Genomic DNA, 15,894 nt, shown 5'->3' on the forward strand with positions numbered 1-15,894 from the left:
TATTTTTTCATTTTAGCCCTGAAAGGGGGTAGTAACTTAGCACAGGGTGTCAGCCCTGTGACAATAGGTAAATTTTAAATCCTGAGCCCTGGAAGGGTGGCAATCTCAGTTTTTACTTTGACCTATCCTAGAAAAAAAAACACAAATAAATGTGTAAAATGAAAAGAAAGAGTAAACCTAATTTAGGACGTGACACCGCAAACTGTAATTCAATCGTAAATAATAAATGGAAAAACCTACCCCTTTCCCGGCGGCTGAGCGGAGCCGAAGCCTTAGGGTGACGAATCCGAAACACCTGCCACTTTGGCCCTGTAGTTCATTCGGCTTTAGAATCACATGTCGCTGTTCAACACCTTCAGTGTTGAGTGTAGGCGTGTTTGTCTTTCCCGTGGGTTGTGCCACTCACGGTTATTATTGTTCAGACCCTTCAGGTCTGTTTTTTTAGAATGGCGATCGTTTAATTACTATAACCATTCCAATCGGATCGTCATGAACCCATTCGGTCAAAAAGGTTACAAACCTCCAGGCGGCAGAGCGAAGTTGAAGTAATACGGTGACGTATCCCGAAACGCCTACCCCTTCGGCTCCGCTCAGGGTCCGGTGGGTCTTGTTTGGTCCGTTTGAAGATGAAACGCAGGTGTTGTCTAATAGCGCTTTTAGTATTTATTTGCCCTGAGTAGTTCGCCTAAATTTTAGGGTTTGCTATTTTTTCTTGGTTTCATGAGTCATTCGTAAACCATTAACTCCAAATATTCTTTTGAAAATTCACCTTTTTATTTCGGGAATTGGCAAGGGCTGATTAACTTTGCGCATGGCAGAACAGATTTTAATCCTAGACTTTGGTTCTCAGTACACGCAGCTAATAGCCAGACGTGTTAGGGAACTGGATGTATATTGTGAAATTCACCCCTTCAATAAAATCCCCCCAATCACCCCAGACATAAAAGGAATCATACTTTCGGGCAGTCCTTGCTCTGTTAGAGACAGTGATTCTCCTGATCTGGATTTAGATGCACTTCGCGGTAAATTACCAATTTTAGGCGTATGCTATGGCGCACAGCTTATGGCACAGAAGTACGGAGGAAATGTAACTCCTTCAGAAATCAGGGAATACGGTAGGGCTAAAATTTCCCATTTGGACACCCATTCCAAGCTTTTTAGGGAATTGACCCATGATTCTCAGGTTTGGATGTCTCATGGAGATACCATCAAGGAATTACCTGAAGGGTTTGATGTCATCGCCAGTACGCACTCGGTCAAAATAGCCGCCTATAAAGTACAAGGTGAAGAAACCTATGGTATTCAATTTCATCCTGAAGTAACCCATTCTACAGAGGGTAAGAATCTCTTGAGAAATTTCGTGGTTCAGATTTGTGACTGTGCTCAGGATTGGACTTCAGATGTATTCATAGATGCAACCATCGATTCACTTAAAGAAAGTATAGGCAAAGATCGTGTAGTAATGGGCTTGTCTGGTGGTGTGGATTCATCAGTAGCAGCTACTTTAATACACAGAGCTATTGGCGATCAATTGACTTGTGTCTTTGTGGACAACGGTCTCTTGCGGAAGAACGAGTATGAAGAGGTGCTGGAGTCTTACAAAGGGATGGGACTCAACGTCATTGGTGTTGATTCCAAGCAGAAGTTTTACGATGCCTTGGCAGGAATCTCTGATCCTGAAGGAAAAGAAAAGCCATTGGTAAAACATTTATTGAGGTCTTTGATGAGGAAGCACATAAAATCAAAGATGTCAAATGGCTGGGACAAGGCACCATTTATCCTGATGTGATAGAATCGGTGTCTGTAAACGGGCCATCCGCAACCATAAAATCCCACCACAATGTGGGAGGGCTTCCAGATTTCATGAAACTTAAAGTAGTGGAGCCACTAAATACGCTTTTTAAAGATGGTGTAAGGGAAGTTGGTAAAGCTTTAGGCATCTCAGATGCCATCATTGGCAGACACCCTTTCCCTGGTCCGGGACTTGGGATTAGGATTTTGGGAGATGTTACTCCAGAAAAGGTGCAAACGCTTCAGGAAGTAGATTATATATTCATTCAGGGATTAAAAGATGCAGGCTTATACGATGAAGTTTGGCAGGCGGGTTCCATGTTATTGCCCGTACAGTCTGTAGGGGTAATGGGTGATGAAAGAACTTACGAAAGAGTAGTAGCGCTTAGAGCGGTATCTTCTGTAGATGGAATGACTGCGGATTGGGTTCATTTGCCCTATGATTTTCTAGGAAAGGTATCCAATGACATTATCAATAAAGTGAAAGGTGTCAACCGGGTGGTGTATGATATCAGTTCTAAACCACCGGCAACCATAGAGTGGGAATAAAAAAATAACAGAAAAGCCTGATGTAGCTATCAGGCTTTTTTATGTAAATATGCTTAAGGAAAATTTAATTTCGTAATTTTGGTATGATGACGGTTTTTTGTGAAAAAAGGTACGAAGTTTGAAACTACACCATTAAAGAATTCTTCACCACATGAAAATAATACTATACTTTCTATTTCTTATTGTTCCCTTATCCTCTGTGTTTTCGCAGGAGGGTTTTGATCAATTTGAGCAAGCTAAAAAGCAAATAGAGCAGGGGAATCAAACAGAAGCAATGGAATTGCTTAGACCCTATCTTGACAAAGAGAAATACAGTTCATTGTCTGATTATGCGAGGTTTCATTTTGCCAGAGCAGCTTATGGCAACAGACAATTTGAACTGGCAAAGGAAGCACTCAACGTTCTTTTAGAAACAAGAGGTTTTGATAAAAAAGATGATGTGCGTTATTTACTGGCGCTGTGTCATTTTCAACAGTCTGCCCCAAATGATGGCCTTCGGTTAATTGATGAAATTACTGACGATTCCTTGAAAAAAGAGGGCTATAGGGCAAGTTATGATTTTTTGAAGGTAAGTGCATCAAGTTCTCTGGCTGTTCAATATGGGCTTTTTCCGGATAACGATGGTCTGGCCATGGCGCTAAAGGAAAGATTGGAGACCCAAAGCGCAATGTCCTCAACCGAAAAGCAACTGTATGAGACGATAAAAAGCAGGACCTTTTCAATGGGCGAAGGCGATGGAGATACCGTTTATGAAGTTAAGGACAAGGTTTTGGATATAGCTGTAGTACTGCCTTTCAATTATGAAGGGAGATCCGGTGTGCAGTCACTTACTTCAAATAACTTCGTTTTGCAACTGCACCAAGGAATAATTCTTGCACTGGAACAAGCTAAAGCTAAGGGTTTAAAATTGAATTTTAAGACTTTTGACACAGAGAGAAATGATGCCAAAGTTCGGGGGATTCTTGAAGATCCCTTCTTGCAAAAAGCAGATGTAATTATTGGTCCGCTTTACCCCGAAGAGACAGCACTAGTTGCAAATTTCGCACAACAAAAGCATATTCCTCAGATTAATCCACTGTCAAATATAGATGACAACGTTAAGGAGTATCAATATTCCTACTTGTTCAGACCTTCCATTCAGGCAATAAGCCAAAAAGTAATGGACTATTGTCGCAAGTTTGAAGGAAGAAGAGTAGCATTGGCTTATTCAGGGACAAGCAGAGATGAATTATTGGCAGCTACCTTTGTAGAAATGGCTAGAAATAGCGGGCTTCAAATAGTTAAGAATCAGAAAGTGACTACCAGAGACATGCATGGCTTTTTTGAGAGCCTTGAATTAAGTGGAGGTGGCAGACCGACAGCGGATATTATGGTTATTTTCTCTGATGATCCAAATATTGCTTCACCTACCTTTGGCCTTGTAGAGTCATTAGGAGCAGGCATGCCTGTAGTGGTGATGGAAAGCTGGTTGTATTTCGATTTTGCCAATTACGACATGATGGAGGCTCAGAATTTCCATTTTGTTGGGAATAATACCGTAGACTTTAATAGCGAAGTCCTAGATGAATTCAGAGTTAATTACCTGAACATTTATAAAGCATATCCTTCATCTTTCGCCTACATGGGTTATGAATTGGCAGATTTTGTAACAAAGGTTATCAATGAAGAAAATGGGTTTGACTTTCAAAAAAATCTTGACAGAAGAAGTTTTATCAAAGGGAATTTGACCTTTGGGTATAATTTCTCACGTGTGAAATCTAATAATTACGTTCCAATATTAAGTTTGGAAGAAGGTGTATTGACTATTGAAGAATAATTAAATGACGACAAATAAAAGCAAGCAACTTTTTGAAAAAGCCAAGAAATTTATTCCTGGTGGAGTAAATTCACCTGTTAGGGCATTTAAGGCTGTAGGGGGTGATCCTATCTTTATCGAGAAAGCAGAGGGTGCTTATATCTATGATGTAGATGGGAACCAATACATAGAAGCGATAAACAGTTGGGGGCCAATGTTGCTTGGACATAACCATCCATTGGTGCGTGAAGCGGTAATTAAAGCCATGGAAAATGGCACTTCTTTCGGAGCGCCGACAGGCCTGGAGGTAGAAATTGCGGAATTGATCACAAAAATGGTTCCTTCTGTAGAAAAAGTTAGAATGGTCAACAGTGGTACAGAAGCTACCATGTCGGCAGTTCGGTTAGCCAGAGGATATACAGGAAGAGAAAAGTTTTTAAAATTTGAAGGGAATTACCATGGTCATGGTGATAGTTTTTAATAGCTGCAGGATCAGGTGCCATTACTATGGGAAATCCGAATTCTCCTGGAGTTACCAAAGGAACAGCTAAAGATACTTTACTTGCTCCTTTTAATGATCTTGAGAAAGTCAAAGAAGTGGTGGCCGCAAATAAAGGAGAAATTGCAGCCATTATTCTAGAGCCAGTAGCTGGGAATATGGGATGTGTGCTGCCTGAACCTGGCTTTTTACAGGGGCTGCGAAAAATTTGTGATGAAGAAAGCATCGTATTAATATTTGATGAGGTGATGACTGGCTTCAGGCTTTCTCCTGGAGGAGCACAGCAGCTTATGGATGTCATTCCTGACCTTACCACTATGGGCAAGATTATCGGTGGAGGCATGCCGGTAGGTGCTTATGGAGGTAAGGCTGAAATAATGGATTTTGTTTCCCCATCAGGACCTGTTTACCAAGCGGGAACGCTTTCTGGAAACCCCATTGCCATGGCCGCTGGCCTAACGATGCTAAAATACCTAAATGAAAATCCATCGGTTTACACCCAGTTGAGCAAGACAGGTGATACGCTGGTAAATGGCTTAAAGGAGATCCTCAACCGATTGGGACTTCCTTATACCATAAACAATTTGGGAAGCATGTATACGCTTTTCTTTACCGATCAAAAAGTAAAGAATTTTGCAGATGCCCAAACCTGTGATACAGGTTTATTTGGGAAATACTTTAGGGGAATGTTAGATAAAGGCATTTACCTTGCTCCTTCTCAGTATGAAAGTTTGTTTCTCTCAACAGCCTTGGAGCAAACACATCTTGATCAAATCTTAGATGCGAATGAGCAAACTTTAAAAAGTTTATAGATTAAGTAAAGAAAAAAAAGGGAGCCTTTCGAATATCGAAAGGCTCCCTTTTTTTTGTTAATAGACTGATTGGGTAGCTCCAATAATTTTATTTACGATTCCATTGTCTTTCTCGGTATCCGAACCGGCTTCTCCATTGTTTGAAGCGTAATCCAGAAGATTTTCAAGTTTCGTTACTGCAGAAGGAGATCCTTCCTTCTTGATTTTTTCTATCAAGGCACTGGAAGCATCTTCTTGACCAGTGTTCTTCAAGGCCAGTATTACAAGTGCTTGCTCCTGGCTATTTAAGCTTAAAATGTCTGATTGAGAAATGACAGCTTCCATGTATTTTGAAAATTGCTGTTGATTATTTCTCGCTTTGTTCACCATAGCAGCCAAATAATCTTGAAGAATTTCTCTTGGGCTATAAGGCTTGCCTACACCCAGGTTTTCAGGCCAAATTCTTGATTTTTCAATTTTACTAGTTGCAGCAGTCCATTTTTTATTCTGAATGTCCTTGAGTGCAGCATTTAGGTAGACACTTTCATAAAGTGTCCTTCCCCCTCCGGCGCCTTCATGTGGTAGCACCTCAATTTTATCCAATAGGTTCATGGCCATTTTATAATCACCATTTTTATTGAGTAGTTTGATGAATTCCATTTCTAGGACATAATTCCCAGAAAAAGCTTTTATAGCCTCTCTTGCAATGCTCATGGCCTTTTGATCATCACCAGCTGCAACATGCTGTTGAATGAGCTGAAAATAGGTTCTCCATTCTGTTTTGTCTAATGCTAGCGACTTTTCCAGATCTTCCAGAGGATTTCTACCTTTCTCTGTGTCCAGAAGCATTGCTCTACTTAGGTAAAAAGTGGCCTCATCAGCAGATTGCCCAATTGTTTCTAATAATTGGTAGGCTTCAGCTTCCTGCTGCATGGCCAAAAGGTTGAGGGCAAGATAATAATCGACCTTCCAGGAAGATACTTCTGATTGGGCCCATTTTAGCATCGGAAGGGTTTCTTTTCGGAAAGGCAATACAAAGGCTGTGGAATGATCCATCATTTCTTTCAGTTGTGCATCCTTTTGTGAAGGATCCAGGTAGGCCAGCCATAAATTCACCAAAGCATGGGACGGGCTATTTTCCAAAACCTCAATGGCAGCTTCTTTCTGATTGTATTTTTTATACACAGAAGCTAATTCTATATAGGTTTGATAAGGGAATTCATTGTTTATCATTTCCTTAAATTTAGCCAATGAAGCCGGAGATTTGTCAGTAAGGTACCTTTCAAATCGAATGAAGTGATTGAGTGGATCAATCTCCCAAAGTTTATCCAAGGTAGCATCAGCCAATTCTTTTTCTCCTTTAAGCCTTTGGATTACTGCCAAAGGTTGAAGTGCCATTACATTACTGGTGTTATTGCGAAGTGCTTTTTTTGCAAAATCTTCCCCTTGGCTAAGTTGCCCCTCAGACAGGTATATTTCGGACATGACGGCATAGGCTGAGGATCTGAACTCCATAGATCTGGCAGCCCAACCGAAGGCTTCAAGCGCCTGTGTTGTCTGTCCTTTGGCCAGGTAAATGCTGCCTGCCACGAAATTAGCCTGGTGGTCAAAATAATCGGTTGCCAGCGCTTTATAAATTTGCGCTAAAGCCTCGTCGTATTGCGTAAAACGCAAAAGCAGTTCAGCATAATCTATCCTACCCTTTTGATTTCCCGGGTCATTTTCAAGCAATGTTTCATAACTGGCTTTTGCCTTTTTATATTCTCTACTGTAGTATTGTTGCCTGGCCTCCAAATATAACTTTTGATTCTCCGAAAGTTCTGGCGCATTCACTTTATCAAAAGGGCGGGTAAGTTTCATGTCGTCCGTATCGGACCATTTGTAAAGTTGCTCTCCTTTATAGGAAACCACCATTTCTTTTAAGGGCACTCCCACTTGAAACTCATGTGTGATTACTTCCATTGGATTTGCATGAATGGGCAAGGTTTTAGCAAGTTCCCCATTAACACTTACTTCCAATGCACCGTCCACCTTCTGGAAAGGATTGAAACCCAATTTCACCAGGTTGTTGGTTCGCTCCATGTGGATGACTCCAATTTTGGAAACGTCGCTTATACCACCTATCTGTTTGGCTGGAAACCAATAGTTCGACCATTGATCGATTGTGTAAGGGTCGAAACCTGCCTTTGTGAGTGGAGTATCCACATTTTTGGAGGGAGAAAATTGGTTCAACATCCTTCCAGCCTGGAATTCCATGTATTGGCCATTTTTATCGGTCAATAGATCTTCCCAAATCCCACCGTTTCTAGACAGTGCCCATAACCAAAGTTTTTTACCAGGGCTGTCATCGTAGGTTGAGAAATGTCCAAAGCCTATCTCTTGATCGTGAAAATAGCCGCCAAAGTGATTTAAAAATGAGCCAGCGATATGTTGTGATTTGGCACCTCCAAAATTATTGTTCTTATAATGATTGATTTCAATGCCATCCTGGATTGGCCAGTCTTTTACTTCTCCACTATGTTGCAAGGCAATGTGGCCAGGGTAAAAGAATTCCTGATCGTTGGCAACATGGGCAGCCGCGGTCATCCAGTTGTAGTAGGGCTGTCTTAAAGGTTCAGGATTGTACCAAACGGCCTCTGTTTCAAAGTAAGCTTTGTCTTTTGGTAAGTTGATTTTGACTCTCCATTGTGTTCTTGAAGGAAGATCAATAGTACCCACCACACAGGTAATACTACCGTCTTCATTCTCATAATACATGTAGTCCACTGGGCTGGCTGTAGCAGGAGAGTGGCCAATAATACCAAAGTTAAACTCAATGCCACCGGATGTCCATGGCCCCCTCATGGCAATGTTTCTAAATTTCACCACTTCATTTTCATAAATGAAATCCTCACCAGTTGATTTTTCTATGGCTCCCCAAATCCTTCCACCGATTTCAGGCATTACAGTGACTTTTAGGAATTCATTTTCAAGGGTGATAACATTCCATTCCTTCTTTTCTGGCTTTACACTAAAACCGTCAAAATTAAAATAGGGATAAATGCCCGGCTTGTGAGCAAGTGAAGGAATTGGATTGGGATCTGAGAAAGGATACGTCTGAAAAACGGTTTGCTGTTGGGAAATTTTTGCTTCCTGAGCGTTTCCAATTTTTACTAAGGCCAACATCGAAGCGAGGAGGACTACTATCTTTAATTTCATATTAGGTAGGTCTTTTTTAGAAGATTATCTTGTTTGAATATGCGGATAAGCAATGGTTATTTCAAGTTATTGGGGTGTTGAAATTATCGAAACAATAGGAGTTAGTGTTAAAACCAATTGCTTTTCAATAGTTTATATTTAATTATACGTAGTTCTTTTGCTTATTACTTAGTAAAATTTCTTTAATACAATTTAATAACCAATGCTTTTTTGATAAAGGGTTTCTCCCTCGGTAAAAGGGGAAGTGAAAACCGCTCTAAATAGTTTAACAACAGACCTTAGCTGTTAATTCGTTTTGGGTACAACTTTTAAAGGATGGCTGAAGTTGACACGTTAATTTTAGCCATTTTCTCATTTTTCATTGGGTCTAAAAAGTAAATATTCCACGTTATTCCCAGCGCTAATTAAACCTTTATTGCTACCTTTATTTGAGTTTTTACAATCCTACTACTTTAGGTTTTGTAACGAATATGGCGAAAAAATAATTAATTGAACCAATAGAAAAAGAGCATGAGTGTAAAGATTTACGGCATAAAAAATTGCAATACGATGAAGAAGACCTTTACCTTGTTTGACAGCTTGGGCAAAGATTATGAATTTATCGATTATAAAAAGCAACAACCAGACACGAAACTTTTAGAAAGCTTTATTGAAGCACTTGGCTTAGATACGGTTATTAATCGGAAAGGCACCACTTTCAGGAAGCTGGAGGAAAATACCAAGGCAGACCTGGAAAGTAAAGAAACAGCAATCCCCATCTTACAGGAAAAAAGCAGCATGATAAAACGTCCAATTTTGGTGTTTGATGATGGAAGCATGCAGGCTGGATTGGACGAAGATTTGATTCGTTCCAAAGACTGATAAACCGATTTAGAACAACACGCATTAAATTAATCCCTTCTGAGATTTTGGCGAAGAATTGAGTGGAGTTATCTGTGGGGGGAACAACAAGGGAGAACTGAAAGTCCATTTGTGCCTCATTAACTCCTGAAGCGTGTTTGCCTTGATGATTTATGAGGATAAAAACAATCTTATTTCAGACACTATTCAGTAGGTCGAAATAAGATTGTCTGTTTTTGTCTTAAGAGAACTTCGTTTTGTCAGATTTCTCCATTGGTAAAAAGTCAACGTCCAGGTATCCGCCAGAGGCATTTGGACTGGTTAGAAACTGAGGGATGCCCATTGCCCAGTCAATGGTTTGCCGATGGATATGTCCTGCAAATACACCCAGAAGGTTGCTGGTGTTGAAAACCGCTTTGTGAAATTCCATGGTTGTGCTACTATGACCGTTTTCAGGCCAACGTTCCCTTCGTTCAATTTCAAAATTTCTGTCATTTTGAGCATTGTATTCAGGATGACCACAGCCATAACCCAAAGTTCTTCCTGGTGCATAAAGTGGAATATGCATCATTAAGAGCATGGGTTTCCCTTTTTTGCTTCTGCTTTATAAAACGCGAGTTGCTCAGGAAGTATCTCATAATAACTGTTGTCTATATTGACCACATTAATACCCTTCACATCCACAGCATACATCAGTGGATTTTGGCCCTTGTACAGAGGGAGTAGCCGTTCGTTAATCCAGGTTTCCCTCAATTCGTGCAGGCTTCCTTTCATTCCTTCATAATGCCAATCGTGATTGCCACTTGAATAGAAGTAGGGGATACCCGTTTTTTCCAATTTATCAAAAGCCCATTCTATGGCTGCTTCCGAAGGAAAACTAAATAAATCGCCAGTCAGGGTGATCGCATCTGCTTTTTCCTGCCTGGCAATTTCTAGTGTAGCTTCAAAAGCCTCCTCTGGATGAGTAGGCTCACCACTGAGAAAATGTTTGGTCTCATTGTAAGCTTTAGCCATTCTTCCGCTATACTCCTGGAACTTAACACCCCTTTCATCATCCCGCCATAAATGCGTGTCAGTGACATGCATGATTTTTACTTTTTGGCTTAGATTGGGTACATTATAGGTGATTTTATGCCCATTTACACCTATAATAAAAGGATGTTTTTTGTAGTCTGCTTTTGGTTGTGCAGCCAATAGGCCATCGCTCACACCCAGGGCTAGTCCAGCAGACAATGCTCCGGCATTTTGGAAGAAATGTCGTCTTTTCATAAATAGATTAATTTTTATTCATCCCACATAGGAGCAGTAAGGCCATTTAAGTCCCACACTACTTTACCTGAACGAACGGTCAATTCATTTTCTATTTTGTATTTACCAGTCATTTTACCAATACCGGTTTTTTCGGTAAAGCCGAATTCCCCTTCGAGTACATTGAAAATAGCAATGTCTGCAATAGCCCCTTTACTTAAATGACCTAATTCTGTTCGCTTGATTACTTGAGCTGGTGTCCACGTTGAAGCGGTTACTACCTCTTGTAAGTTCATGCCTATATTAAGGAACTTAGACATTACATTGTTCATGTTTTTCATTCCACTCATGATACTACTCAAGTGACTATCTGTACTGATTGTATTTGGTTTGATACCTTGTTCAATTGAAGGAATTGCATGTTTGAATTGAAAGCTTGAACCACCATGTCCCACATCATAGATAATACCTCTTTCCTGAGCCGCTTTTATAAAGGGACGTAATTCCCCTGATGCATCTACCAAGGCTTCCCTACCTGGGCCACCGCCACCAAAAATGTGCGTGTAGATATCACCAGGCCTAAGTTTTTCCATAAATAAGGTCTCTAAAGGAAGCGGAGGATTGGATCCACCGAAATCTACCATCACTGGGATGTCTGCCATTTCACCAGCTTTTACCAGTCGATCTACAGGCCCCCATTCATGACCTGAAAAATGCGCTACTTTGACGCCTACAATGTACTCAGGAAATTGTTTGGCAATCAATGCAGTCATTTTAGGATCCATGTCATCCATGTTTTGTTCATAAAGAGAACCCTTCATTCCATGACCGACTATATTGAGCATTACCAGAACTCTTGTCCTTACCCTATCGATAACTTGTTCCTTAAACTGGACAAAATTTCTCCATCCTGAACCACCTGTATCTACGACAGTAGTAACTCCAAAAGGTAAGGTGTAGCCGTCAGGATGAATGGCACTGTAACCACTACTGTATTGCCCTTTTGGGTCAAGACCATAGAAATTATGCGTATGAATATCTACCAGGCCAGGGCTTACATATAATCCTGTGACATCTATTACTTCTGCGGCCAGATCTGCTGCAATTGTTTTTTGAACAAGTGCTATTTTATCGCCTATTATGGCAATATCCATAGGCTCATCAATATTGTTTTTAGCATCCATTAAATGGCCACCTTTGATCAAAAGATCATATTGTTGAGCGATACCTTGAATGGAGCCTATCCCAAGTAATGCGAATGTGAAGGCTAATTTAAGCCAATTGAAGGCGATTTTTTTAATGCTGTTCATGCGGTTAGTGTTGTTTTTTAATTTCTTGGGATAATTTAGCGCATAAGCTTCGTAGTAGCAAGCGAATTTTGCTAATCGGCTTTTTGGGAAGATTAAAAAAAAAACGGAGGATATTAGTCCTCCGTTTTTTTAAAAGTTTTTTAATTTTATACAGCTTCTAGAATAATTTGATGAATGTCTTCATCCAATATTTCCTTTTTCATATCAGCATGTTTTAGGAAAACATTATAGACTTTGTCTAACTCCACTTTAGAAAGGGAGTGACCTACCTTGTGCGCCCGATAGGCTAGTGCTGCTCTTCCTGATCTTGCCGTAAGTACGATCATGGATTCATCCACTCCTACTTCTAGTGGATCAATGATCTCATACGTTTCTCTATTCTTAATAACGCCATCTTGGTGGATGCCAGAAGAATGGGCAAAAGCATTGGAACCAACGATGGCTTTATTTGGCTGGACCATCATTCCCATTCTATCCGCTACAAGACGACTAATTGGATTAAGTAATCGGGAGTTAATATTATTGGTGACGTTAAGCCTTGGGTGCTGCTTCATTATCATGGTGACCTCTTCCAAAGAAGTGTTTCCGGCTCTTTCACCTATTCCATTGATCGTGCACTCAATTTGACGGGCACCATTCATTATAGCGGCTATAGAGTTGGCTGTGGCAAGTCCAAGGTCATTGTGGCAATGAGCGGAAATGATTACATTCTCAATTCCCCTTACATTGTCGGCCAGGTATTTTATTTTGGCGCCATATTCATCTGGTAAACAATAACCCGTGGTGTCAGGGATGTTTAGAACAGTGGCTCCAGCCTTGATAACTGCTTCACAAACCCTTGCTAGGTATTCATTGTCTGTTCTTCCAGCATCTTCAGCATAAAACTCTACATCCTCCACAAAACTTTTTGCATGTGCAACGGCTCCAGAAGCCCATTCAAGAATGTTGTCTCTGTTGCTATTGAACTTATGTTTGATATGATAATCAGATGTACCAATACCAGTATGTATTCTTGGGCGCCGTGCAAATCTAAGCGCTTCGGCAGCCACTTCTATGTCTTTTTTTACGCCTCTGGATAGCCCGCAAATAATAGGCTCTGTGATATTTTTTGATATTTCAATCACAGAATTAAAATCTCCGGGACTTGAAATAGGAAAACCTGCTTCGATCACATCTACACCTAAAGCCTCTAGTTGTTGTGCTATTTCTATTTTTTGAGGGGTGTTTAATTTACATCCGGGCACTTGTTCCCCATCTCGTAGGGTGGTGTCAAAGATCAATACGTGATTCTTATCCATAATTTTAATATTTTAATAAAATCTAAATTAGAACCTTCCAATTAGCCAATAAATTCGATTAACTTTATATGTCCGACACCTAACGGTTGTTTAAATGGTGTAATTAATTGTAAATGAGATATTTAATAGTGATTATATTATGATACCCAATAGTAAAAAAGATTTTTTGTTTGACCTGATAAATAGCTTGTCACCTTCTGAAAAAAGAAATTTCAAATTGTTTGCCAAGCGTCTCGCCGCAAATGAAGGGGCTAAATTTCTTTTGCTTTTTGATGCTTTAGATAAGATGAGTGCTTACAATGAGCAGCAATTGCTGGAAAAAGCACCCGTTACTAAAAAGCAATTGTCAAACATGAAAGCGCATTTGTACAAGCAGGTTTTAACTTCTCTTCGGCTATTGTATGCCGATAGGAATATAGAGTTGCAGCTAAATGAGCAAATAGACTTTGGGAGAATTCTGTTCAATAAGGGTTTGTACATGCAAAGCCTGAAAACACTGGACAAAGCCAAACAGGTAGCAAGTTTGTACAGTCTCGATACGATTATGCTCAGAGTTGTGGAGATGGAAAAAGTTATCGAGTCACAACACATTACCCGAAGCATTAAAAACAGGGCAGATATTCTCAGTGAGGAATCTTCAGTCTTGTCAAAAAGGGTGGACTTAAAGAATCGGTTTTCAAGCCTTTCATTGCAATTGTACGGTATCTATTTAAAGACGGGTTATATCAAGGATAGAGAGGGAAGGGAAATGCTGGAGAATTTTTACAAGCAGAACATGCCTGTATATGATTTTATGACACTTGGGTTTTATGAGAAAATGTACCTGTTTCAAGCCCAGGTTTGGTATTTCCATATTATACAAGATTTTCCGGTATGCTATAGAGCAGCCCAGCACTGGGTAGATTTATTTCATGCTGAGCCCCAGATGATAAAGGTCGCTACGGGAAGTTACCTAAAGGCTTATCATTATTTGTTGGATACCCTATTCTATTTGGGGTATTATGAGCGTTTTGCCATGGTATTGAAGGAGTTCAAGGTAAGTGTACAGCAAAAAGACTTTGTTTTGGATGGGAACAGTAGGATTCTTTCCTTTCTCTACCTCTACTCCAACATGATTAATTTTTATTTTCTTAAAGGGGACTTTACTAAAGGGGTTAAAGAAATCGTGCCTGATTTATTAAGGGATATAGCGCCGCTCAAACGGAAACTTGATGTGCATCACCTTATGGTTTTGCATTATAAGATAGCCTGCCTTTATTTTGGAAGCGGGGACAATGAAAGAGCAATAGTATACCTGGACCAGGTGATCCAGAATAGCCAGATTGGTCTACGGGAAGATTTGCAATGTTTTGCCCATATCCTAAAATTAATTGCGAGCTATGAGGCTGGGATTGATGAGAAATTGGATGGGCAGATCAGAAATGTCTACCGTTTTTTAATTAAGATGGATGATTTACACCAAGTACAAAAAGAGATGATGCGCTTTGTTCGAAATTTAAGTCGGATTTATGACCATGAACTTAAAGGGGCGTTCATAGAGCTAAGAGAAAAGTTGCTTGTCTACGAAAACCATCCCTTTGAAAAAAGGGCTTTTTTATATTTAGATATTATTTCCTGGCTAGAGAGTAAAATAGAAAACAGACTTGTACAGGAAATAATCCGACAAAAATTTTCAGAGAAAATTAAGCGGGAAAAGTACAGAATATCTAACAATAGCTTATGAAAAAGCTGCCTGGTCTTTAGCAGATCAGGCAGCTCTACAGGAATATTTAGGAAATTAGGCTAAAACCTTTTTTTCCATGATTACCTGACCTTTGTAATACAATTTGTCCTCAAGCCAGAAAGCTCTGTGAGGTAAATGAAACTCTCCAGTGGTAGGACATTGAGCCAAACCAGGTGCGTTTAATTTATAATGTGTTCTTCTTTTATCTCTTCTGGTTTTGGAAATTTTCCTTTTAGGATGCGCCATATCTATGTAATTTTTAGATTATTCGTTATTTTTTAAATTCTTTAAAGCTTTCCAAAACGGATTTTGGTCGTCTTTCATTTGTTCTTCTGTTAAGTCACTTTCTCTTGCTTCATACACAATCCAACCCTCGTCCTCATCATCTTCGTCCTCTTCTGTCAGGTGATCAGGATGAATTTTTTTTGCAGGGATTCCGAGCAAAATAAATTCATAGATCAATTGCATCACATTGATGCTTTGTGTGTCTTGGGTTATGAAAAAAGATCTCGTCATCTATTTCCGCCTCTTCCTGTCCATACTTGTACAGGATCTTATGAGAAAGGTCAGTAGGTTGATCAAAATCCTCAAGACTTCTGTCGCAAGTAAGATTTACCTTCCCCTTCAAATTAAAATTAGCTTCAATTAAGTTAATTCTTTTATCAAGTTCTAGCTCTACCTTAATGTCTACGTCATTTACGATATCACCACTGTTTTCAAAATGTTCAAGAAACTCGGAGTCAATTTCAAAAGTGAAATTGTGCTTCCCTTCTTTCAGTGGGATAATGTCAATATCGAATTTCCTTATGAATTTCATTTTCTGAATTAAGACCGCAAATTTAGATAAATATT

11 protein-coding genes and 2 pseudogenes are annotated in these 15,894 nt (G+C 39.8%); 5 read left to right on the forward strand and 8 right to left on the reverse strand.

The genetic code is table 11. The features are described from left to right. Positions 1-811: 811 nt before the first annotated feature. From guaA to hemL, 3 genes and pseudogenes are all read left to right on the forward strand, one after another. Positions 812-2,340, forward strand: a pseudogene (gene guaA / locus ADICYQ_RS18010) (glutamine-hydrolyzing GMP synthase). Between the two features lie 151 nt (positions 2,341-2,491). Beyond that, a complete protein-coding gene (locus tag ADICYQ_RS18015) occupies positions 2,492-4,156 on the forward strand; it encodes an ABC transporter substrate-binding protein (RefSeq protein WP_040417015.1) in 1,665 nt (554 codons plus the stop codon). Positions 4,157-4,160: 4 nt separating this feature from the next. Then, positions 4,161-5,446 (forward strand): annotated as a pseudogene (gene hemL, locus ADICYQ_RS18020) (glutamate-1-semialdehyde 2,1-aminomutase). A gap of 57 nt (positions 5,447-5,503) precedes the next feature. Here the strand turns inward: hemL and ADICYQ_RS18025 are convergent. Next, a complete protein-coding gene (locus ADICYQ_RS18025; RefSeq protein ID WP_040417016.1) occupies positions 5,504-8,623 on the reverse strand; it encodes a DUF5107 domain-containing protein in 3,120 nt (1,039 codons plus the stop codon). Positions 8,624-9,133: 510 nt separating this feature from the next. On the opposite strand from ADICYQ_RS18025, the gene ADICYQ_RS18030 reads away from it, so the two are divergent. After that, positions 9,134-9,484: a Spx/MgsR family RNA polymerase-binding regulatory protein gene (locus ADICYQ_RS18030; RefSeq protein ID WP_040417017.1), complete on the forward strand. Its 351-nt coding sequence runs from the start codon at positions 9,134-9,136 to the stop codon at positions 9,482-9,484. A gap of 220 nt (positions 9,485-9,704) precedes the next feature. Here ADICYQ_RS18030 and ADICYQ_RS27205 read toward each other — a convergent pair whose 3' ends face one another. From ADICYQ_RS27205 to ADICYQ_RS18050, 4 genes are all read right to left on the reverse strand, one after another. Further along, complete coding sequence (locus tag ADICYQ_RS27205; RefSeq protein WP_020891736.1) at positions 9,705-10,034, reverse strand: hypothetical protein; 330 nt, start codon at positions 10,032-10,034, stop codon at positions 9,705-9,707. Further along, a complete protein-coding gene (locus ADICYQ_RS18040) occupies positions 10,034-10,732 on the reverse strand; it encodes a metallophosphoesterase family protein (RefSeq protein ID WP_020891737.1) in 699 nt (232 codons plus the stop codon). Before ADICYQ_RS18040 ends, ADICYQ_RS27205 begins: the two co-directional genes overlap by 1 nt. A 14-nt stretch (positions 10,733-10,746) precedes the next feature. Then, the gene (locus ADICYQ_RS18045) at positions 10,747-12,021 is read right to left on the reverse strand and encodes an amidohydrolase/deacetylase family metallohydrolase (RefSeq protein ID WP_020891738.1); all 1,275 of its coding nucleotides are present in this window, start codon (positions 12,019-12,021) and stop codon (positions 10,747-10,749) included. 146 nt (positions 12,022-12,167) lie between these two features. After that, positions 12,168-13,319, reverse strand: coding sequence for a 2-isopropylmalate synthase (locus tag ADICYQ_RS18050; RefSeq protein ID WP_020891739.1), 1,152 nt, complete (start codon positions 13,317-13,319; stop codon positions 12,168-12,170). Between the two features lie 139 nt (positions 13,320-13,458). Between ADICYQ_RS18050 and ADICYQ_RS18055 the strand changes: the two genes are divergently transcribed. Beyond that, positions 13,459-15,042 carry a hypothetical protein gene (locus ADICYQ_RS18055; RefSeq protein WP_020891740.1) on the forward strand — a complete coding sequence of 528 codons (1,584 nt, stop codon included), beginning with the start codon at positions 13,459-13,461 and terminating at the stop codon, positions 15,040-15,042. 54 nt (positions 15,043-15,096) lie between these two features. On the opposite strand, the gene rpmF is transcribed toward ADICYQ_RS18055, so the two are convergent. From rpmF to ADICYQ_RS18065, 3 genes are read right to left on the reverse strand one after another with little or no spacing between them, the layout of a single operon-like run. Continuing rightward, on the reverse strand, positions 15,097-15,288 hold the full coding sequence (gene rpmF / locus ADICYQ_RS18060; RefSeq protein WP_020891741.1) for a 50S ribosomal protein L32: 192 nt from the start codon (positions 15,286-15,288) through the stop codon (positions 15,097-15,099). An 18-nt stretch (positions 15,289-15,306) separates the two neighbouring features. Then, positions 15,307-15,510, reverse strand: coding sequence for a DUF177 domain-containing protein (locus ADICYQ_RS29845; protein WP_020891742.1), 204 nt, complete (start codon positions 15,508-15,510; stop codon positions 15,307-15,309). Next, positions 15,494-15,859, reverse strand: coding sequence for a YceD family protein (locus ADICYQ_RS18065; protein ID WP_020891743.1), 366 nt, complete (start codon positions 15,857-15,859; stop codon positions 15,494-15,496). The genes ADICYQ_RS29845 and ADICYQ_RS18065 overlap by 17 nt, the downstream gene beginning before the upstream one ends. Positions 15,860-15,894 lie beyond the last annotated feature (35 nt).

This window comes from Cyclobacterium qasimii M12-11B (assembly GCF_000427295.1).
GTDB lineage: Bacteria > Bacteroidota > Bacteroidia > Cytophagales > Cyclobacteriaceae > Cyclobacterium > Cyclobacterium qasimii.